Genomic DNA, 21475 nt, shown 5'->3' with positions numbered 1-21475 from the left:
ATCCAGGCTTACACGGCGGCCCACGCCGGCTCTCGGCACCTACGCTGCCAGATTCCGATCAGATAAGGCTTGGCAGCGGCATCCATGCCGCTGACAGTCCCGGTCAGCCTCACCCACCCGTGCCATCCAACATTCCGCGCGGCGGAGGGGTGAGCAAAGGCAGGGGTCAGAGCCCTTTGCTGCGCAAAGGGATCCGACCCCAACAAGCAAAAAGGCAGCCATCGGCTGCCTTTTTTGCTTGTGCTTCTGCCATTGATTCCGCCCTTCCCGTCCGCGCCCGCAGGAAACCTGGCAGGCGGGACGGGTGGGCCTTTGCAGGACCGTTCGCCGCATGGATGCGGCGACCGAGCCCCCATGGACGGGTTTACGGCGTGTCCTGCAAAGGCCCACCCGTCCCGCCCATCACGTATCAATCAAGGCGCTGACGGAGCGCTTGATAAAACCCTTATTCCGCCAACATCGCCGTCAGCTTCTCCCGCGCCGGGCCGGCCAGCTTCGGGTTGTCCAGCGCAAAGCGGATCGTCGCCTCGACCAGCCCCAGATGGGTGCCACAGTCGAAACGGGTGCCTTCGAAACGATAGGCATCGACCTCGTCGGTCTTCAGCAGCTGCGCGATCGCATCGGTCAGCTGGATCTCGCCGCCCGCACCGGTGCCGGTGGATTCCAGAAGTTCGAAGATCTTCGGGCTCAGCACGTAGCGGCCGACCACGGCCAGGTCGCTCGGTGCATCCTCCGGCTTCGGCTTCTCCACGATCTGCGAGATACGGCCCTTGCGGCCATCAAACGCCTCGGTGGCGACGATGCCATAGCTGGCGGTGTTCTCGTGCGGCACGTCTTCCACGGCAATGACGCTGGCGCCACTGGCTTCGTTGAGATCGGCCATCTGCTTCAGCGCACCGTCGCCGCGGTTCCAGATCAGGTCGTCCGGCAGCAGCACCGCGAACGGCTCGTCACCGATCACGGCCTTGGCACACAGCACCGCATGGCCCAGGCCCAGCGCCTCGGCCTGGGTCACGAAGATCGCGCGCACGCCATTGGGCAGCACGTGACGGATCAGTTCCAGCTGCTCCTGCTTGCCAGCGCGCTCGAGCTTCTGCTCCAGCTCGTAGGCCTTGTCGAAATAGTCGGCGACCGCATGCTTGTAACGGTTGGTGATGAACACCAGCGTGTCACAGCCCGCCTCGATTGCTTCATCCACCGCGTACTGGATCAGCGGCCGATCAATGATCGGCAGCATCTCCTTCGGTACGGTCTTGGTTGCTGGCAAAAAACGCGTCCCCAGGCCCGCTACGGGGAAAACTGCTTTGCGAATTCGCTTGCTCATTGGTGCCTGTTGGCCTCGCGTGCCGGAAAGGGCACGACTTTAGCGGATGAAATGTAAGCATCCTGTTCGATTGGAGAGAACTCCGGCATCGTCGCGAACAGGACTTCCTTGATGGTGTCGGTGTCGTAGCTGCCAACCGCCTCGCGCAGGCGCGGAACGTTGCCCAGCACCAGATCGCGCGAGAACATGCGGACACCGGCCTCGAGGATCTTCGGGTGCGCGGTGGAACGATAGTCCTCGTCCGAATAGAACAGCGTCTCGTGCAGCTTCTCGCCCGGACGCAGGCCGGTGTAGATGATCGGGATGTCCTTGTACGGCTGCTTGCCCGCCAGACGGATCATCTGCTCGGCCAGCAGCCGGATCGGCACCGGCTCGCCCATGTCGAGCGTGTAGATCGCGCCATGCGAAGCCGAGGCGGCCGCCTGCAGGATCAACTGGCAGGCCTCGGGGATGGTCATGAAGTAGCGGCTGACTTCCGGGTCGGTGACCGTGACCGGCCCACCACGCAGGATCTGCTCGCGGAACAGCGGCACCACGCTGCCGGCCGAGGCCAGCACGTTGCCGAAGCGCACGGTAACGAAACGGGTATGCGTGGACTTCTGGTCCAGGCTCTGGCAGATCATCTCGGCATAGCGCTTGCTGGCACCCAGCGCGTTGACCGGGTCAACCGCCTTGTCGGTGGAGATGAACACGAAATGCTCGACGCGGGCCTCCAGGCAGGCACGGGCCACGTTCTCGGTCGCCAGGATGTTGTTGCGCACGGCTTCGCGCAACTGCCGTTCCAGCACCGGCACATGCTTGTAAGCGGCAGCATGGAACGCGGTGTCGACCGGATGCAGCGACAGCGCATGGCGGATCACCGCAGGATCGCCACAATCGCCCAGCACCGCTTCGATCTCGATATCGGGGAAGCTGCGGCGCAGCTCACCTTCAATGGTCAGCAGCAGCAGCTCGCTGATCTCCAGCAGAATGATGCGACCGGCGCCGTGGCGCGCGCACTGGCGGCACAGTTCCGAGCCGATCGAGCCGCCGGCACCGGTAACCATCACGGTGCGCCCACCCAACCAGCCGCGGATCAGGTTCCAGTCCGGGGTGATCGGCTTGCGGCCGAGCAGATCCTCGATGGCCACTTCCTTCAGCTGGCCGGGCAGCGACTGGCCCTGCAGGATGTCGCTCAGCTTGGGCACGGTACGGAACGGCACGCCGGTGCTTTCACAGATGGCGACCACCCGCTGCATGCCCGCGGCATCCAACGAGGGCATGGCGATCACCAGCAGCTTGGCCGCGGTCTCGCGGACCACGGCCGGGGCATCATCCAGGCTGCCCAGGATCGGCAGGCCCTGCAGCTTGGCGCCGCGCAGGTGCGGTGCGTCGTCCAGCAGGCCGACCGGCTCGAAGTTGCCGGAGCGGCGCAGATCGCGGACCAGGGTCTCGGCGGCCTGACCGGCGCCGAGGATCAGCACGCGGCGCGCGCTCGAATCCGACTGCAGTGCCTGGTAGTCCTTCCATGCCCGGTACAGCAGGCGCGGCGCACCCAGCAGCGCCGACAGCGCGAACGGATAGATCACCAGCACCGACATCGGCACGCCGTCGAAACGCTTCCACATCAGCACCAGCACGATGCCGACCAGGCCGATGAAGCTGGCCTTGAAGATGTTCAGCAGGTCACTGACGCTGGCAAAGCGCCACAGCCCGCGATACAGGCCTACGCGCCAGAACACCAGGCCCTGCAGCAGCAGCACCAGCGTGGTGTCGACATTCCAGAGCGGAAGCGCGGGCGCGTTGGGGAGGATCGAGTACCGCCCGGCGTGGAGCAGCTGCCAGCATGCCCAGACCATGAACAGGTCGTGGCAGACGATGGCCGAACGCGGCATCAGGCCGAGAATTCTGTCCCGCCAGGGTGAAGCCATAAGTCAGGTATTTCCTTGTCGGTGACGCAATCCATTGCGCAGGAGGAGCCAGAGGACGCTCAGCGCGAGAAACCACGCGACCGCCAGGACAGCCTCCCACCTCGGCTGCAAATTGGAGCAGACATTAAGCACTGTAATACTGAACAGGCCCAAAGCAAAGTACATCCCTGTCACCTGGGCGTGGCTGGCTCCTGCCTGCACCGCCCGCTGGTAGACATGCTGGGTATGGGGTTCCATCCAGCGTTGTCCGGAAATGATGCGCGCCGCCAGTGTGAAGCCTGCGTCCACAAGGAAGGCCGAAGCCGGCACAAGCAGCAGGATCCAGTTGATATCGGTACGCACTGCGGCGATGGCCAGGACGACGGCGACTGCATAGCCCAGCGCGCCACTTCCGACATCACCCATGAAGATACGGGCCCGCGGGAAATTGAACGGCAGGAAACCCAGGCAGGCCAGGCCCAGCGCCACCGCCGCCAGCGAATACGGCCAGGGCAGCACCGGCGCCAGGCCCAGTGCGACAACAATGGCCTGGCTGGCGGCAATACCGTTGATGCCATCCATGAAGTTCCAGATGTTGATCAACGAGGCGGTGAATACCAGCACCAGCCCGGCCAGCAACCAGCTTCCACCGTGCACCTTGACCAGGGCGGCCAGCAGCGCGGCGGCAATAAAGTGCACCAGCAGGCGGCGCATGGCCGGCAGCGGCCGGTGGTCGTCCCACCAGCCGATGCCCGCCACCAGTACCAGGCCCAGGCTGGCCACCAGCAGGCTCGGTGTCGATTCAGGCCAGACCCACATCGCTGCACCGGCGGTGACCAACAGGCTGATGACGATGGCGATACCGCCACCGCGCGGCGTTGCCACGCTATGGCTGCGACGCTCGCCAGGCTGATCCAGCAGTTGCTGGCGCAGGGCATAACCCCGTGCCGCCCAGGTCAACCCCGCACTCAGCAGGGCCAGCCCCAGCAGCGCGCCCATCACGAGCCACGGCATGGATCAGAGCACCGCGTAGTTCAGCAGTGGCTTGACCGTGCCCCATTCCTTGCAGCTCGGGCACTGCCAATGGTGGGTGCGCGCACCGAACCCGCAACGGGTGCAGCGGTAAGCGGGATTGCGCACCAGCAGCTGGTCGGTGATGTGCTTGAGGTCATGCAGGGTCGCAGTGGAATCGGCGCCCTCGGCCAGGGTCAGGTCGATCAGCGCGGATTCGCCACGCACCGACGGACGATCCTTGAGCTGGCGGCCCAGGTAGGCTCGGGCCGGAGCCACACCCTCCTGCTCTTCCATCAGCCGGGTCAGGGCCAGCACCGGGGCGATGCCACGGTAGTGTTCGGTCATTTCCGACAGGAACGCACGCGCGCCCCCCAGATCGCCGACCTTGCGATAGTTTTCCATCAACGCCGGCAGCAGCTCGGGCAGGTATTCCGGGTCGTTGCGCGCGGCACGTTCGAATGCGCGCACGGCGGCTTCAGCGTTGCCCGCATCGGTCTCGAGGCGACCTTCGATGATGCCGGCGCGCACCGACATGGCGTCGGCCTGGTAGGCGCGGGCGATCGCCGCCCTCGCCTCTTCCAGCTTGCCGGCACCGCGGAAGCGTTCGGCCAGTTCGCATTCGAACTGCCCGATCAGCTTGCCCATCGGCTCGCCGGTGACGTCTTCGAAGCGGGTGGCGTTGTCGATCGCCTTTTCCCAGTCACGCTCGGCCTGATAGATGCCGATCAGGTGCTTGAGCGCCTGCGGGGCGCGCTGGTCCAGTTGTGCCAGCTCGGTGAACACAGTCTCTGCACGGTCCAGCAGGCCGGACTTCATGTAGTCCTCGCCCAGCGCCAGCAGGGCCTGCACGCGCTGCGCGTCGCTCAGGTCATGGCGGTTGACCAGCCCCTGGTGCAGGCGGATGGCGCGGTCGACTTCACCGCGGCGCCGGAACAGGTGGCCCAGCGCGACCTGGGTCTCGAAGGTTTCCTTGTCCAGCTCGGCGATGTGCAGGAACAGCTCGATGGCCTTGTCCGGCTGCTCGTTGAGCAGGTAGTTCAGGCCACGGAAGTAGGTGCTGGACAGGCGGCTGACCTGGTTGTCACCGTGGCGCTGGCCACCACGCCGGCCGATCACCCACCCGGCCAGTGCGGCCAGCGGAACGAACAGGAAAAACCACAGCCATTCGGTGACGAAATCCATCTTCGATCAGCGTCCATCAAAAGATTGGGGGGAAACACCCGCGGCCGGCGTGGCGGCGGACTTGTTGGCACGGCGCAGCTGGCCGTAGAGCGGAATGACCACGCTCACCAGTACCAGGCCGGCACCGACGATGACACCGATCAGCAGGGCAGCGATCAGCGCCACGCCGACAGAGGTATTCAACTGGGTAAACAGCAGGTTGATCGACATCGCGGTCATGTTGACCGCACCAATGATCAGCCCAAGGATCAGGACCGCCAGCAGGACCAGCAGACGAAAGACCTTCATGCGACAGCTCCAGTGGCAGGAGTCCGTAGCTTATCCGACCCGCGGCTGGATTCGCACGCGGTGGCGCGACGGAGGCTCAGGCCGGATCGGCGTCCAGCGGCAGCACACTGCTGACCCGCTCGCGCAGTTCCTTGCCCGGCTTGAAATGGGGGACGTGCTTGCCCGGCAGGGCAACCGATTCGCCGGTCTTCGGGTTGCGACCCAGGCGCGGCGGACGATAGTGCAGCGAGAAGCTGCCAAAACCACGGATTTCGATGCGATCCCCGGCGGACAGCGAACCGCCCATCATTTCCAGCAACGACTTCACCGCCAGATCGACATCATCGGCCTTCAGGTGCGCCTGGCGGCGCGCAAGGATTTCGATCAGTTCGGATTTGGTCATTACCGGCTCACATCAGGGGCATCTCAGCCTGAAACGGCCCGGGCAGAAGCCCGGGCCGTCCAGGAAACAACAAACAGCGTAAGGCCGATTACTCGGACTTGTTGCCGTTCAGCTGTGCACGCAGCAGCGCGCCCAGCTGGGTGGTGCCGCTGGAAGCCGAAGAGGACTGGTATTCCTCCAGCACTTCGCGCATTTCCGCGTCGTCCTTGGCCTTGATCGACAGCTGCAGGGTACGGCCCTTGCGGTCCATGCCCACGAACTTGGCTTCGACCTTGTCGCCGACCTTCAGGTGCTGGGTGGCGTCGTCAACGCGCTCGTTGGCGATGTCGCGAGCCGAAACGTAACCCTCGATGCCGTCAGCCAGCTCGATGATCGCGCCCTTGGCGTCGACTTCCTTCACCACGCCTTCGACCTTGGAGCCCTTCGGATTGGCAGCCATGTACTGGCCGAACGGATCCTGCTCCAGCTGCTTCACGCCCAGGGAGATGCGCTCGCGCTCCGGATCGACAGCCAGGACGACGGCGTCCAGGGTATCGCCCTTCTTGAAGTTGCGAACGACGTCTTCGCCGGTGGTGTTCCAGCTGATGTCGGACAGGTGGACCAGGCCGTCGATGCCGCCGTCCAGGCCGATGAAGATGCCGAAGTCGGTGATCGACTTGATCTGGCCCGACACCTTGTCACCCTTCTTGTGGGTGGCAGCGAAGGTTTCCCACGGATTGGCGGCAACCTGCTTCATGCCCAGCGAGATACGGCGACGCTCTTCATCGACGTCCAGCACCATCACTTCGACTTCATCACCAACCTGGACAACCTTGGACGGGTTGACGTTCTTGTTGGTCCAATCCATCTCGGAGACGTGCACCAGGCCTTCGACGCCCGGCTCGATCTCAACGAACGCACCGTAATCGGTGACGTTGGAGACCTTGCCGAAGACGCGGCTGTTGGCCGGGTAACGACGGCCGATGTTGTCCCACGGATCCTCGCCCAGCTGCTTCAGGCCCAGCGAAACGCGGTTGCGCTCGCGGTCGAACTTCAGCACGCGGACGTCCAGCTCGTCGCCGACGTTCACGACTTCCGACGGGTGACGCACGCGCTTCCACGCCATGTCGGTGATGTGCAGCAGGCCGTCGATACCGCCCAGGTCCACGAACGCGCCGTAATCGGTCAGGTTCTTGACGACACCCTTCAGGATCGCGCCTTCCTGCAGCTTGTCCATCAGCTGCTCGCGCTCTTCCGAGTGCTCGCTTTCGACGACAGCGCGGCGCGAAACCACGACGTTGTTACGCTTGCGGTCCAGCTTGATGAGCTTGAACTCGAGTTCCTTGCCTTCCAGGTAGGCCGGATCGCGCACCGGGCGCACATCGACCAGGGAACCCGGCAGGAAGGCGCGGACATCCTTGATGTCCACGGTGAAACCACCCTTGACCTTGCCGCTGATGCGGCCGGTGATGGTTTCGTTCTTTTCCAACGCTTCTTCCAGCTCGTCCCACACCATCGCGCGCTTGGCCTTCTCGCGCGACAGGACGGTTTCGCCGAAGCCGTTCTCGATCGAGTCGAGGGCGACCTTGACGATGTCGCCTTCGGCGACGTCGATTTCGCCAGCGTCGTTACGGAACTGTTCGATCGGCACGATGCCTTCGGACTTCAGGCCAGCGTTGATCACCACGACGTCGCCGCGGACTTCAACAACGGTACCGCTGACGATGGCGCCCGGCTTCAGCTTGGCCAGGTTGGCCTGGCTGGCTTCAAACAGTTCGGCAAATGATTCGGTCATTAGATTTACTCTGTTGGACACATGGGTCGGTGGCGTCCCCTTCAGGGGAATGGCGACCGCCCGCCTGTTGGTCGACCCCGGAAACGCAGGTCGTGTGTAGTAGGAAAACCGCCACGCATCATTGCGCGGCGGAGCTGGTACAGCACTGCTTTGCGCGACCACCACCGATGTTGCTGGCAGTGCTCCCGCGCGAACGGATCAGGCAGCCGGAACCGGAAGCAGATCCATCACTCTGGCAACGACATCTGCGATGCCGATGCCTGTGGTGTCGATGAGGACAGCATCGTCTGCCGGCTTCAGGGGCGCCACGGTACGCTGAGCATCACGGGCGTCGCGGGCCATGATCTCGCGCAGGAGGTCATCAAAGTTAACAGAAACCCCCTTGTCTTTCAACTGCTTATGCCGGCGCTCGGCGCGCTCCTCGGCACTGGCGGTCAGGAACACCTTGTAGGAGGCGTCCGGGAAGATCACCGTGCCCATGTCACGGCCGTCGGCGACCAGGCCGGGCAGCTCCCTGAATGCGCGCTGGCGCTCCTTCAGGGCGGCGCGGACCTCGGGAATGGCGGCAATGGCCGAGGCCAGCGCACCGGTGGTCTCCAGGCGCAGTTCGTCGGTGGCATCGGTGCCATTGACCATGACCCGCATCGACTCGCCCTGTTCAACAAACTGAACATGGGTGTCGAAGGTGCAGCGCACCAGCGCCGAGGCGTCGGAGGTGTCGATGTCTGCCCAGCTCGCGGCCACGCCCACGGCGCGGTACAGCGCGCCCGAATCCAGGTAATGCCAGCCCATCCGGCGCGCGATGATGCGGCTGATGGTACCCTTGCCGGCCCCGGAAGGGCCGTCGATGGTCAGGACGGGGGCGAGTGGATTCATGGGGTTCCCAGAGCGTGTGAAGGGGTCATTCTAGCCCCTGCCCGGGGCCCCGCGCGGCGACTTTCGCGCAACCACTTGAAACATCGACAAAAAGCCCGGTAGAATGGCGGGCTTGAACGAGCGTCAACTGCCGATTGTCTTTCGCATATCGCGGCCACGCTCCACCCGAACAACTACTGTTTACGCCGAGGTATGCCATGAAAGTCCTGTCCTCCCTGAAGTCGGCGAAGGCCCGTCACCGCGACTGCAAGGTCGTCCGTCGTCGCGGCAAGATCTTCGTCATCTGCAAGTCGAACCCGCGTTTCAAGGCGCGTCAGCGCTAAGCCCAACAGCCCTCGCGGCTGCGGCTGGCCCTACGCGGGGCCGACCCGATGCAAGAAACCGCCTTCGGGCGGTTTTTTGTTTATGCGGCTTTTTCCTGCCGTTTTTGCTGTAATCGCCTTTCTTGACCACTGGGGAGTAGATCGAGATGAAGCGTTACCTGTCCGCCCTGGCCGTGATGGCCACCCTGGCCGTCGCCACGCCGGCGATGGCCGACACCCTGCTTGTCGACCGTGCCCGCGAGAAGCCGGCCGGTGCCCTGCCCGTGCGCGGCCAGAGCATGCAGCAGGTGCAGGCGCAGTTCGGCGCGCCGAGCGAACAGCTGCAGCCGCGTGGCGGGCAGAAGCGGCAATGGCCGACCATCAACCGCTGGGTGTACCCGCAGTTCACCGTCTACTTCGAGAAGCAGAAGGTGATCGACGTGGTAGCCAACCAGGCGGACCCGAACGAAATCGGCCCGAAACCGCCGATCCGTTGATCCCTTTACCCGCCGTGGGCGGGCCTGTGTAGCGAGACCATGAACCAGACCCTTCGTTTTCCTGCCGAGTGGGAAGCCCAGAGCGGCGTCCTGATTGCCTGGCCCACCGCCGACACCGACTGGGCCGACCGCCTGGGCCAGGTGGAAGAGACCTACATCGCCCTGGTCGCGGCCATCACCCGCTTCCAGCCGGTGCTGATCTGCGTGGCCGACGACGATGTGGAGACCTATGCCGAAATGCGGCTGCGCTCCAATCGCATCGACATGGACAAGGTCCACTTCACCACGGCCGCCTACGACGATACCTGGCTGCGCGACTCCGGCCCGATCACCCTGCGCCGCGCCGATGGCGGCTTCCAGCTGCTGGATTTCCGCTTCACCGGCTGGGGCGGCAAGTTCGACGCCACCCTGGATGACCAGCTGGTGGGCGTGCTGGACCAGGCCGGCGTGTTCAACGACGCGCCGGTGCGCAGCATCCCGTTCGCGCTGGAAGGCGGCGGCATCGAGACCGATGGTGAAGGCACCCTGCTGACCACCTGGAAGTGCCTGCACGAGCGCCACCCGGACCGCGACCGCGCCAGCCTGAGCGCCGACCTGGCCGACTGGCTGCAGCAGGACCGCGTGCTGTGGCTGGACCACGGCTACCTGGAAGGCGACGACACCGACGCGCACATCGACACCCTCGCCCGCTTCGCTTCGGCTGACAGCATCGTCTACCAGGCCTGCGACGACGAGAACGACTCGCACTACGCCGAACTGCAGGCGATGGGCAATGAGCTGGCCGCGCTGCGCACCAAGGATGGGCAGCCTTACCGCCTGTTCCCGCTGCCGTGGGCACAGCCGGTGATCGACGAAGGCCGCCGCCTGGCTGCGTCGTACGCCAACTACCTGATCGTCAATGGCGCGGTGCTGATGCCGGCCTATGGCGATCCGGCCGACGACCTGGCCCGCGACGTGCTGGCCCAGGCGCACCCGGGCCGCGAGATCGTGCAGGTGCCCTGCCGCTCGCTGATCTGGCAGAACGGCAGCCTGCACTGCATCACCATGCAGCTGCCGGAAGGGCTGTTGAAGGCATGACGGTAGTGCCGGCCGCTGGCCGGCAACCATGCAATGCCTGATGGATTGATGGGGTTGCCGGCCAGCGGCCGGCACTACCAGCACCCATTCAGCGCGCGACACGCCGTCGCCGCCCATCCGCGCTAACATGCAGGTTTTCCCCCGCAGGAACGCCCCGCATGAACTCGCGCAGCCCCCTTACCGTCGCCCTGATCCAGGAGCGCAACCACGGTGATGCCGCCGCCAACCTGGCGGTGATCGAAGCACGCGTGGCCGAGGCGGCTGCGCAGGGCGCGAAACTGGTGCTGCTGCAGGAACTGCACAACGGTCCGTACTTCTGCCAGCACGAGTCGGTGGACGAGTTCGACCTGGCCGAGCCGATCCCGGGCCCGAGCACCGAGCGCCTCGGCGCGCTGGCCAGGAAGCATGGCGTGGTACTGGTCGGTTCGCTGTTCGAGCGCCGCGCTGCCGGCCTGTACCACAACACCGCCGTGGTGTTCGAGAAGGACGGCACCCTGCTCGGCAAGTACCGCAAGATGCACATCCCGGACGATCCGGGCTTCTACGAGAAGTTCTACTTCACCCCGGGCGACATCGGCTTCAAGCCGATCGACACCTCGGTGGGCCGCCTTGGCGTGCTGGTGTGCTGGGACCAGTGGTACCCGGAAGCGGCGCGCCTGATGGCGCTGGCCGGTGCCGAGCTGCTGCTGTACCCGACCGCGATCGGCTGGGACCCGGACGACGTGCAGGACGAGAAGACCCGCCAGCGCGACGCCTGGGTGCTGAGCCACCGCGGCCATGCCGTGGCCAACGGCCTGCCGGTGCTGAGCTGCAACCGCGTCGGCCACGAAGCCTCGCCGCTGGGCGCATCGGGCATCCAGTTCTGGGGCAACAGCCACGTGCTCGGCCCGCAGGGCGAGTTCCTGGCCGAAGCCGGCACCGATGCCACGGTTCTGCTGTGCGATGTCGACCTGCAGCGCAGCGAACACGTGCGCCGCATCTGGCCGTTCCTGCGCGACCGTCGCATCGACGCGTACGGTGACCTGCTCAAGCGCTACATCGACTGAGCCGGAGCCGCGCATGGCCGTCCTCATCCGTGATGCCGGCCCGGCCGACATCGACGCGATCACCGCGATCTACGCGGTGGAAGTGACCGACTTCGTCAACACCTACGAGTACGACATCCCGGACGCGACCGAGATGCTGCGCCGCATGCGCGACATCATCGATCGCGGCTTCCCCTACCTGGTCGCCGAGATCGACGGCCAGGTGGCCGGCTATGCCTATGCCAACACCTACCGCACCCGCGTCGCCTACCAGTGGACCGTGGAAAACTCGGTCTACGTCGATGCCGGCTTCCAGGGCAGGGGCGTCGGCACCGGCCTGCTGCAGGCGCTGATCGACGCCTGCGTGGCGCGTGGCTACCGGCAGATGGTGGCGGTGATCGGCGAACCGACCAATACCGCTTCAATCAAGCTGCACGAACGCTTCGGCTTCGAGCTGGTGGGCGTGTTCCGTGGCCTCGGCCGCAAGCACGGCCGCTGGCTGGACACCGTGCAGATGCAGCGCGCGCTCGGCGATGGCGCCGACACCGCACCTTCCAATGAATGAACCCATGACCGAAACCCTTCCCGAGACCGGCGACGACCTGTTCGCCGGCCAGCCCGTGCGCGTCGTTGAACGCGACGGCGTGCGCTACACCCTGCTGGGCACTGCCCACGTTTCGCGCGCCAGCGTCGAGGCGGTGGAGAAAGCCATCGACAGTGGCCGTTTCGATGCGGTGGCCGTCGAGCTGGACCCGCAGCGCCTGCAGGCGCTGAGTGATCCGGACACGCTGGCCAAGCTTGACCTGGTCGAGGTAATCCGCAAGGGTCGCGTTGCCCTGTTCGCCGCCAACCTGGCGCTGTCCGCCTACCAGCGCCGCCTGGCCGAACAGCTGGACATCGAGCCGGGCGCCGAACTGAAGCGCGCGGTGGAACTGGCGCGCGAACGCGACCTGCCGGTGCACCTGATCGACCGTGAAGTCGGCCTGACCTTCCGCCGTGCCTCGCAACGGCTGGGCTTCTTCGGCAAGCTGAAGCTGGTTGCCGGGCTTGGCGCCGGCCTGTTCTCGTCCGAGGAAGTGGGCGAGAACGAGATCGAGAAGCTCAAGCAGGGCGACATGCTGGAGTCGAGCTTCGGCGAGTTCGCCAGCGAGAGCCCGGCGCTGTACGAGACCATCATCGGCGAGCGCGACCGCTACATGGCCACGCGCCTGCGCGAGGAACACAACCCCCAGCAGCGTGAAGTGCTGGCGGTTGTCGGTGCGGGTCACCTTGCAGGCCTGGCGCGCTACCTGGAAACCGACACCGAAGCACCGGCGCCGCTGCGTGCCGAGCTGGAAGCGGTGCCGAAGAAGCGCAACATTCCGTGGTTCACGCTGGGCATCCTGGCCATCGTGGCGACCGGCATCGGCGTGGGCTTCTACCGCGGTGGCCTCGGCGTGGGCACGGAACTGCTGGCGACCTGGGCGATGTATACCGGCGGCCTGGCGGGCCTGGGCTGCCTGCTGGCCGGCGGCCATCCGCTGAGCATCCTCACCGCGATCGCGGTGGCCCCGTTCAAGCCTTTCCGCCTGAGCATCCCCACCGGTGCGTTCTCGGCGCTGGTGGAAGCGCGCCTGCGCAAGCCGGCCTACGAGGACTTCCTGAAACTGCGTGACGATGCGCAGAGCCTGAAGGGCTGGTACCGCAACCGCGTCACCCGCGTGGTATTGACCTTCATGCTGACCAACCTCGGCAGCATGCTCGGCCTGTGGCTGACCACGTTCAAGGTATGGGGCAAGGTCGCCGGTTGATTACAACACCCCGCCGGGCATGGCCCGGCGCTACCGCGATGCGGTGATGGGTGGTGCCCGGAAAAAAAGGGGGAGGCCACCCCACTACGACCGGCCTCCCCCACACCACAACACGTTGTCGTGCATTACAGCCGGGCAGCGCCCGGCTCTACCATCTCCACACCGCGCGCGCGACGGATCAGCCGCGTCACGGCATTGCGCAGGTCATCGAGCACCGCATAGATCGTCGGCAGGAACAGCAGGCTGACCACGGTCGAGAACGCCAGGCCGCCGGCAATCGCGCGCGCCATCGGCGCGTACTCCGGGCCGTTGCCGAACATCTGCGTATTGGTCAACGAGATCGGTACCATCGCCAGGATCGCCGTGCCCATGGTCATCATGATCGGGCGCAGGCGCTCGCGTGAACCCTCCACCAATGCCTGGGTACGGCCCATGCCGCCGCGCCGCAGGTTGTTGATGTGCTCGATCATCACGATGCCGTTGTTCACCACCACGCCCATCAGCACCAGGATGCCGATGAAGGACATGATCCCGAACGAGGTGCCGGTGATCCAGAACAGCCAGAACACGCCGAAGATCGAGAACAGCACGCCACTCATGATCGCCGCCGGGAACAGCAGCGACTCGAACACCGCCGCCATCACCACGTAGATCATCACCAGCGCGATCAGCAGGTTGAACACCATCTGCTGCATCGCTTCGTCGTCGTTGCCGTAGTCGCCGCCATCGAAGGTGAAGCCATAGCCGGCCGGGAAGTTCATCGGCTTGAGCACCGATTCCATCGCCTTGCGGCCATCCGGCGCGGTGACCTTCTCGGCCAGGTTGGCCTTGATGGTCAAGGTGGTCTGGCGATTGGTGCGGCCGATCTGGGTAGCCGAAGAACCAACGTCGACCGTGACCAGGCTCAACAGCGGCACGCTGCGGCCATCGCCGGTGCGTACGCTGAAACCGGCCAGGTCTTCCGGGCTGCTCTGCTCGGCGCCGGCGAAACGCACCCACACCGGCACTTCGTTGTCGCCACGGCGGAACTCGCGCATCGGTGCACCGCGCAGCGCCAGGCCGACGAAGCTGGCCACCTGCTCGGCGTTGAAGCCGAACGCCGCCGCACGCTCGCGGTCGACGCGCACCTTCAGTTCGCCGCCCTTCTCGCCGTTGTCGATGCGCACGTCGCGCAGCTCGGCGCGCTGGGCCAGCAGAGGCACTACTTCCTGGCCGATCTCCTGCAGCATCGAACTGGAATCGCCGACCAGCTGCACCTGCACGCCCTGGTTGCCGCCACCGCCGCCATCACCGCCCTGGTTGCCGACGAAGTAATCGGTACGCGCCGACTTCGGCAGCCCCTTGCGCAGCTCTTCCTGCAGCGCCTTGATGTCCTTGGCGTACTTCTCGTCCAGGGTGACCACGGTCGAGCTGCCTTCCTGCTCGCTGTACCAGGAATACACCTGCTTCACGTGCAGGCGCTCGCGGTTGGCGTCTATCCAGTTCTCCACACGCGCCACTTCCTCGGACATCTGCCGGTAGGTGTAGGCGCCCTTCCACATGTAGCCGATGAAGATGTCCTTGCCGCCATCCCCGCCGAACATGTCGACCTTGGTCAGCTTCATCGGCACCAGGCTGACCAGCACCACCAGCACGATGCCGAGCAGGCTCCAGCCGCGATGGTGCAGCGACCAGTCCAGCAGTTGCGCGTAGCGGCGCTGCAGGCGCGCGATCAGGCCGGTCTGCGAGTGCACCAGCTTGGGCGTGGCCATACGCGCGGACAGCATCGGGATCAGGCTGACCGCGACCAGCCAAGAGGCCAGCAGCGAGACCGAGATGGTGATCGCGATCTGCGCCATGAAGATGCTGATGTTGTTGGTCTCGCCGAACAGGTTCGGCACGAACACGATGCAGTGGCACAACGTACCGGCACTGAGCGCGATGGCCACGTTGCGGGTGCCGATGATCGAGGCCAGCCGTGGCTGCCCGGGCATGCGCTCGCGCTCCTGGTAGATGCTCTCCACCACCACCACGGCGTTGTCGACCAGCATGCCCACAGCCAGCAACAGGCCCATCATGGTCAGGATGTTCAGCGTCACCCCGACGAAGTACATGAACCCCAGGGTGATGGTGAAGCAGATCGGAATGGCCAGGGTCACCATCAACGTGGACGGCCAATGGCGCAGGAAGAAGAACAGCACCGTGATCGACAGGATCAGGCCGACCGCACCGGCTTCGGCCAGCTCCAGCAGCGAGGAGGTCACCGCCTTGCCCTGGTTGTCGATCACCTTGATCTGCACGTCGCGCATCGATGCTTCGGCACGGATCGATTCAACCTCGGCCAGCGCCGCGCGCGACACCTCCACCAGGTTGGCGCTGCGCTCCTTGAAGATGTCCAGGCCCACCGCCGGGTTGCCGTCCAGGCGGCGCCCGTAGTTCATCCGCGCCGGCTTCAGGCGCACGTCGGCGATGTCGCCCAGGCGCAGCCCCTTGGCATTGATCACCAGGTCGCGCATTTCCTGCAGGTCGGTGATCTCGCCCACCGGCTGCACGCGCACCCGCTGGCCGTTGTCGTCGATCTGCCCGGCCGAGATCGAGAAGTTCAGCGTGCGCAGGCGCTCGCTCAGCTCATTGATGCTCAGCCCATGCGCGTTGAGCCGGTTCGGATCGATGGCGATCTCGACTTCGTTCGGCGGCGCGCCGGTGATGTCGACACGGGCCACGCCGGGGATACGCTCGATGCGCCGCTTGAACTCGCGGTCGAGCATGTCGTACGCGGTGGTCAGGTCGGTGGTGCTGGCCAGGCGCACCTTCAACACCGGCTGGTCGCTGCTGGACCACTTGAACACGTTGTAGCGCTGCAGGTCGTCGGGCAGGTCGCTGCGGATCGCGTCGATGCGCTCGCGTGCATCGGAGGCGGCGATGGCGATGTCGCGGTCCCAGTCGCTGAACTCGATGAAGATCAGCGCCGCTTCGGAGGTGGCCGACGAGCGCATGCGCTTGATGCCGGTCATCGTCGCCAGCGATTCCTCGACCGGACGGATGATGGTCCGTTCCACTTCCTCCGGGGTGGAGCCGGTGTACGGAATCTGCACGAACAGGAACGGCGCGGAGATGTCCGGCAGCGCCTCCAGCGGCAACCGGAACGAGGCGATCAGGCCGATCACCACCAGCGACACGAAACACATGATGGTGGTGACCGGGCGGCGGATGGAGAACTCGGCAACACTCATGCCGGTTCCTCCGTACCCGCCGCGTTGCCGGCGGCACCGGGCTCGATCTCACCGGCGTGCTTGCGGCCGCGCTCGCGGTAATAGGCATCACCGCGGCGATCCATCAGGTCGTACACCACCGGGATCACCAGCAGGGTCAGCAGGGTCGACACCAGCAGGCCACCGATTACGGTGATCGCCATCGGCGCGCGTACTTCGGCGCCCTCGCCCATCGCCACCGCCAGCGGCAGGAAGCCGAACAGCGTGCACAGCGTGGTCATGATGATCGGCCGCAGGCGCGAGCGCGCGCCTTCCACCAGTGCTTCGTGCTTGGCCACGCCGGCCTCGCGCAGCTGGTTGACCTTGTCGATCAGGATGATCGCGTTCTTGGTGACCAGGCCGACCAGCAGGATCAAGCCGATGAACACCACCACCGAGATGGGCTTGCCGGTCAGCATCAACGCCAGGATCGCGCCGACCAGCGCCAGCGGGATGGTGAACAGGATCACGAACGGATGCAGCAGCGACTCGAACTGCGAGGCCATCACCAGGTAGACCAGGAAGATCGCCAGGCCGAAGGCGAAGATCAGCGACTTCGCCGCCTGCGCCAGCTCCTCACCCTGGCCGCCGATGTGCAGGCCGACGCCCGCGCCCAGTGGCTGTTCGGCCACCATCTGCTGCACTTCGCGCATGGCGGCACCCAGATCGATATCGCGCAGGTTGGCCGAGACCACGGCCACCCGGGTCTGGTCGGCGCGATGGATCTCGCTGGGGCCGGTGGTGGCGACCACATCGGCTACTGCGTCCAGCGTGACCGGGCGGGTGCTGCCCGGATTGACGATCAACCGGCGGATGCTCTCCACGCTGGCACGGTCGCCCTCCTGGGCACGCACCAGCACGTCGATCTTGCGGTCGCGGAAACTGTAGCGGGTGGCTACGTCGCCGCGTACCTTCTTCACCACCACATCGGCGATCTGGCGGGTGGTCAGGCCCAGTGCACCGGCGCGCTCCTGGTCGAAGCGGATCTGGATTTCCGGGAAGCCCTCTTCCACCGTGGACTTCACGTCGGCGTAGTGCGCGTTGCCACGCAGCATCGCCGCCAGGCGCTGGCCAGCCACTTCCAGCGTCGCCATGTCCTGCCCGCGCAGCTCGATTTCCAGCGGCGTGGAGAAGCTGAACAACGCCGGCCGTGCGAAGTCGACCTGTGCGCCCGGATGCTGGCCCATAGTGTCACGCAGGCGCTCGGTGATCTCCGCTTCGGTACGCGCGCTGCCACCGCCTTCCATCACCACGGTCAGCTTGCCGATGTTCTCGCCGCTCTCGGTCGGGCTGGCATCCAGGCGGGTGCCGCTGCCACTGACGCCGTACAGCGAGGCCACGCCCTCGCCTTTGCCGTGGGCCAGCTGCAGCTCGCGCACCAGCGCATCGGTCTGCTTCAGCGGCGTGCCGGCCGGCAGCTTCACCGTCATTTCGAAACGGTCCTGTGCCAGCTGCGGGATCAGGTCGGCACCGAGCATCGGTACCAGCGCCATGGTCGCCACGAAGATGATCGTGGCCACGCCCAGCACCTTGCCCGGATGGGCCAGCGCGCTCGGCAGCAGGCGCAGGTAACCGCGCTCGGCGCCGGCGTAGGGCTTCATTGCCAGGTCGCTGGCCCTGCGCATCACCGGGCCGACCACGGCCACCACGCCACGCCACGCACGCACGACCAGCCAGGCCAGCGCATAGAAGCTCCAGCGCGCGGTTGCGACTGCACCACGACGGCCCAGTGCCACCGGCTTCTGCCAGCGGTTCTGCGGCTGCCACGGTTCGTTCGGTGCCTCTTCCGGGAACGCCAGCGGCGGCGGCCCCTTCAGCGAGCTGAGCATCGGGATCAGTGTCATCGACACCAGCAGCGAGATCGCGATGGCAATCGCCACGGTCAGTGCCTGGTCGCGGAACAGCTGGCCGGCGATGCCATCGACGAACACCAGCGGCAGGAACACGGCGATGGTGGTCAGGGTCGAGGCGACCACCGCCATGCTCACTTCGCGGGTACCGGCAATCGCGGCCTGCAGGATGCCCAGGCCGCGCTCGCGGGCCTTGGCGATGCTCTCCAGCACCACGATCGAATCATCCACCACCAGGCCGGTGGCCAGGGCCAGGCCACCCAGCGACATCACGTTCAGGCTCAGGCCAAGCTGGCCCATGAAGAAGAACGTGGCGATGATCGAGACCGGCAGCGACAGGCTGATCACGAACGTGCTCCAGCCATCACGCAGGAACAGGAAGATGATCAGGATCGCCAGCAGGCCGCCGATCACCGCATCCTTCTTGACGTCGGCAATGGCGTGCTCGATGAAGCGCGACTGGTCCTCGATGGTGGTCATCTCAACGTCGGACGGGAACGTGCCCTTGATCTGCTCCAGGCGCTTGCGCAGCGCTTCGGCGGTGGACACGGTGTTGGCGTCACCCTCCTTGTAGATCGCCAGCTCCACCGATTCCTTGCCGCCCAGGCGGATCACCGCTTCGCGCTCCTTGTACCCCTGGCGCACGGTGGCCACGTCCTTCAGGCGCACCGGCACACCGTTGGCGACCACGCTGGAGCCACCGCCGGACGACGCGCTCTGCGCCGCCGACGCCGCCGCGATGGCGGCCGCCGAACCGGTCGACGCGGCGATGTTGAACATCTGCTGCAACGCCGAATCAGCGGCACTGCCGTTGGAGGCCTGGGTGGTGACCAGCAGGTTGCGGATTTCCTCCAGGTCGGCGAACTGGTTCACGGTGCGCACCAGGAAGCGCTGCGAACCCTCCTCCAGGCGACCGCCGGAGATGTTGATGTTCTCGTCCTTCAGGCGCTTGATGACGGTGTCGATCGGCAGGTTCAGCTGGGCCAGCTTCTGCTGGTCGATGTCGACCTGGATCTCGTCTTCCAGGCCACCGCCGACCTTGACCGCTGCGACGCCGGTGACCGGCTCCAGCTTCTTCTTCAGGTCTTCATCGGCATAGCGGCGCAGGCCGGTCAGCTCGCGGACCGCATCGGCATCGCTGGTTGGCGCCACCTTGTTCGACAGCACCAGGCGCATGATCGGCTCGGTGGACGGATTGAAGCGCAGCAGCACCGGGGCCTTGGCCTCCAGTGGCAGGTTCAGCGCTTCCATCTTGTCGCGCACCTCCAGGCTGGCCTGGTCCATGTTGGTGCCCCAGGCGAACTCCAGCACCACATCACTCTGGCCGGTGCGCGAGACCGACTTCAGCTTGCGCAGGTTCTTGACCACGCCCACCGCTTCTTCGACCGGCTGGGTGATCAGGGTTTCGATTTCGGTCGGCGCCGAACCGGTGTACTCGGTGCGCACGGTCAGCGTCGGGTAGCTCAGGTCGGGCAGCAGGTTGACCTTGAGGTTGCCCAGCGCGATCAGGCCGAACAGCAGCAGGGTGACCGTGCACATGGCGATGGTCACGCGGCGGCGGGTGGCGAATTCCACCAGGCCGCCGCGCATGCCGGCGGCGGCGCCGTCGCTCGCCGGCGAGGCACCGTGGTCGTGGCCCGGGGCGGTCATTGCTTGCTCCCGGCCTTGTCTGCCGGCTTGGCGGCCGTTGCGACCGTCTTCGCCTTTGCCTTCGGATCGGCGATCACCTGCACCGCGGTACCGTCGCGCAGCGCGACCTTGCCGGCGGTGACCACCTGATCACCGGCCGCCAGGCCATCACGGATCTCCACCCACGGGCCTTCGGCGTAACCCAGCTTGACCGGAACGCGTGCGACCTTGCCTTCGCGCACCCGGAACACCGCCGGCTCACCGTCGTCGAGCAGCGCCAGGCGCGGCACCACAAGCGCATCGGCACGCTGGTCGTAATCGATGCGGATGCGCCCGAACATGCCGGGCTGCAGCGCATGTGCGGCGCCATCGAAGGCGCTGACCACGCGAAACGTGCCGCTGCCCGAATCCACCACCGGCGCGATGCGATCGACGGTACCGGTGAAGCTCTGGCCCGGCAGCGCATCGGCGGCCAACGTGACCGGCTGGCCGGCGCGCAGCGTGGCCAGTTCGCGTTCGGGCACGTTGAGGGTGGCTTCCAGTCGCGAGTTGTCGACAATGCGGAAGATCGGCGTGTTGATCTGCACGAAGTTGCCGGTCTTGATCGAGCGCGAAGCGATCACGCCGGAGATCGGTGCCACCACCGTGGTGTAGGACAACTCCAGCGTGGCCAGGCGGTACTGCGCACGGACGTTTTCCAGATCAAAGCGCAGCTGGTCGACATCGGCGGCACTGACCATCTGCTGGCCAACCAGTTTCTGGGCGCGCTGGTAGTTGTTTTCCAGCTTGCGCATCTGCGCCTCGCTCTGGGCAACGGCCAGGCGTGCGCGGTCCGGGTCCAGGCGCACCAGCGGCTGGCCAGCGGTCACCCGCTGGCCTTCCTCGACCAGCACCGCCAGTGCCACGCCGGAGGTCTTGGCGACCACCTGCGATTCGGCGCGCGGCTCCAGCGCAGCGGTTCCGGTGTAGCTGGCCGCGACCGCACGGTGGCTGGCCACCGCCACCTCGACCGGCACCGCATCGACCTTCTTCTCCTCCTTGGTCTCGGCAGCCTTGGCTTCGGAATTGGGCCCTGCGGCGCAACCGCCCAGCAGCAGGGAGGTGGAGATCAGCAGCGCGGCGGCACAGATTCCGCTGCGACGGCCGGACAGGAAGGTTGGGTGCGACATCGTCAGGTCCCTGGAGGATGCGTGGACAGGTGTGGTAGCAAAGTAATGCACCACTTCACGGCCACACCATATCCCAAAGGTCATGGTGCCTTCACGCCACCGGTCGGACCGACCCCATTTCAGCTAGATGAAACCTGAGGCTATACTCGGGTCGTTCCGTACCCCACGCCGGAACGA

The 21475-nt window shown here is 65.7% G+C and carries 17 protein-coding genes; 6 read left to right on the top strand and 11 right to left on the bottom strand.

Annotated elements, in window-relative coordinates; all coding sequences use genetic code 11:
* Positions 1 to 445: 445 nt before the first annotated feature.
* From galU to cmk, 8 genes are all read right to left on the bottom strand, one after another.
* Complete coding sequence (gene galU, locus D7T59_RS08465; protein WP_164138586.1) at positions 446 to 1324, bottom strand: UTP--glucose-1-phosphate uridylyltransferase GalU; 879 nt, start codon at positions 1322 to 1324, stop codon at positions 446 to 448.
* The gene (locus tag D7T59_RS08460; RefSeq protein WP_180853496.1) at positions 1321 to 3234 is read right to left on the bottom strand and encodes a polysaccharide biosynthesis protein; all 1914 of its coding nucleotides are present in this window, start codon (positions 3232 to 3234) and stop codon (positions 1321 to 1323) included. The genes galU and D7T59_RS08460 overlap by 4 nt, the downstream gene beginning before the upstream one ends.
* 3 nt (positions 3235 to 3237) lie before the next feature.
* Positions 3238 to 4227 carry an MraY family glycosyltransferase gene (locus D7T59_RS08455; protein ID WP_180853497.1) on the bottom strand — a complete coding sequence of 330 codons (990 nt, stop codon included), beginning with the start codon at positions 4225 to 4227 and terminating at the stop codon, positions 3238 to 3240.
* A 3-nt stretch (positions 4228 to 4230) separates the two neighbouring features.
* Positions 4231 to 5409 carry a lipopolysaccharide assembly protein LapB gene (gene lapB / locus D7T59_RS08450; protein WP_049428020.1) on the bottom strand — a complete coding sequence of 393 codons (1179 nt, stop codon included), beginning with the start codon at positions 5407 to 5409 and terminating at the stop codon, positions 4231 to 4233.
* Between the two features lie 6 nt (positions 5410 to 5415).
* Positions 5416 to 5697, bottom strand: a complete 282-nt coding sequence (locus tag D7T59_RS08445; RefSeq protein WP_180853498.1) for a LapA family protein — start codon at positions 5695 to 5697, stop codon at positions 5416 to 5418.
* 76 nt (positions 5698 to 5773) lie between these two features.
* Complete coding sequence (locus D7T59_RS08440; RefSeq protein ID WP_005409286.1) at positions 5774 to 6079, bottom strand: integration host factor subunit beta; 306 nt, start codon at positions 6077 to 6079, stop codon at positions 5774 to 5776.
* 88 nt (positions 6080 to 6167) lie between these two features.
* Positions 6168 to 7853, bottom strand: a complete 1686-nt coding sequence (gene rpsA, locus D7T59_RS08435; RefSeq protein ID WP_005416230.1) for a 30S ribosomal protein S1 — start codon at positions 7851 to 7853, stop codon at positions 6168 to 6170.
* 198 nt (positions 7854 to 8051) lie between these two features.
* Positions 8052 to 8729, bottom strand: coding sequence for a (d)CMP kinase (gene cmk, locus D7T59_RS08430; RefSeq protein WP_008265652.1), 678 nt, complete (start codon positions 8727 to 8729; stop codon positions 8052 to 8054).
* 197 nt (positions 8730 to 8926) lie between these two features.
* Between cmk and ykgO the strand changes: the two genes are divergently transcribed.
* The 6 genes from ykgO to D7T59_RS08400 all read left to right on the top strand — a co-directional run bounded on the left by ykgO (position 8927) and on the right by D7T59_RS08400 (position 13420).
* Positions 8927 to 9052: a type B 50S ribosomal protein L36 gene (gene ykgO / locus D7T59_RS08425; RefSeq protein WP_005409283.1), complete on the top strand. Its 126-nt coding sequence runs from the start codon at positions 8927 to 8929 to the stop codon at positions 9050 to 9052.
* A gap of 146 nt (positions 9053 to 9198) precedes the next feature.
* Complete coding sequence (locus D7T59_RS08420) at positions 9199 to 9528, top strand: hypothetical protein (RefSeq protein ID WP_180853499.1); 330 nt, start codon at positions 9199 to 9201, stop codon at positions 9526 to 9528.
* A gap of 39 nt (positions 9529 to 9567) precedes the next feature.
* On the top strand, positions 9568 to 10605 hold the full coding sequence (locus D7T59_RS08415) for an agmatine deiminase family protein (RefSeq protein WP_180853500.1): 1038 nt from the start codon (positions 9568 to 9570) through the stop codon (positions 10603 to 10605).
* A 158-nt stretch (positions 10606 to 10763) separates the two neighbouring features.
* Entirely contained in the window at positions 10764 to 11651 is an 888-nt protein-coding gene (locus D7T59_RS08410) for a carbon-nitrogen hydrolase (RefSeq protein WP_164138597.1), read from the top strand.
* A gap of 13 nt (positions 11652 to 11664) precedes the next feature.
* Positions 11665 to 12195, top strand: coding sequence for a GNAT family N-acetyltransferase (locus D7T59_RS08405; RefSeq protein ID WP_164138599.1), 531 nt, complete (start codon positions 11665 to 11667; stop codon positions 12193 to 12195).
* A 4-nt stretch (positions 12196 to 12199) separates the two neighbouring features.
* Positions 12200 to 13420, top strand: coding sequence for a TraB/GumN family protein (locus D7T59_RS08400; protein ID WP_126560901.1), 1221 nt, complete (start codon positions 12200 to 12202; stop codon positions 13418 to 13420).
* 125 nt (positions 13421 to 13545) lie between these two features.
* On the opposite strand, the gene D7T59_RS08395 is transcribed toward D7T59_RS08400, so the two are convergent.
* From D7T59_RS08395 to D7T59_RS08385, 3 genes are read right to left on the bottom strand one after another with little or no spacing between them, the layout of a single operon-like run.
* On the bottom strand, positions 13546 to 16632 hold the full coding sequence (locus tag D7T59_RS08395; protein WP_180851954.1) for an efflux RND transporter permease subunit: 3087 nt from the start codon (positions 16630 to 16632) through the stop codon (positions 13546 to 13548).
* Positions 16629 to 20150 (bottom strand): efflux RND transporter permease subunit, encoded by a 3522-nt coding sequence (locus D7T59_RS08390; protein ID WP_180851956.1) that lies wholly within the window; start codon positions 20148 to 20150, stop codon positions 16629 to 16631. The genes D7T59_RS08395 and D7T59_RS08390 overlap by 4 nt, the downstream gene beginning before the upstream one ends.
* Positions 20147 to 21298, bottom strand: coding sequence for an efflux RND transporter periplasmic adaptor subunit (locus D7T59_RS08385; RefSeq protein ID WP_180851958.1), 1152 nt, complete (start codon positions 21296 to 21298; stop codon positions 20147 to 20149). Before D7T59_RS08385 ends, D7T59_RS08390 begins: the two co-directional genes overlap by 4 nt.
* Between the last annotated feature and the right edge of the window lie 177 nt (positions 21299 to 21475).

The organism is Stenotrophomonas maltophilia (assembly GCF_013464915.1).
Taxonomy (GTDB): domain Bacteria; phylum Pseudomonadota; class Gammaproteobacteria; order Xanthomonadales; family Xanthomonadaceae; genus Stenotrophomonas; species Stenotrophomonas maltophilia_AT.
This window is presented reverse-complemented; position numbering and strand designations above follow the sequence as displayed.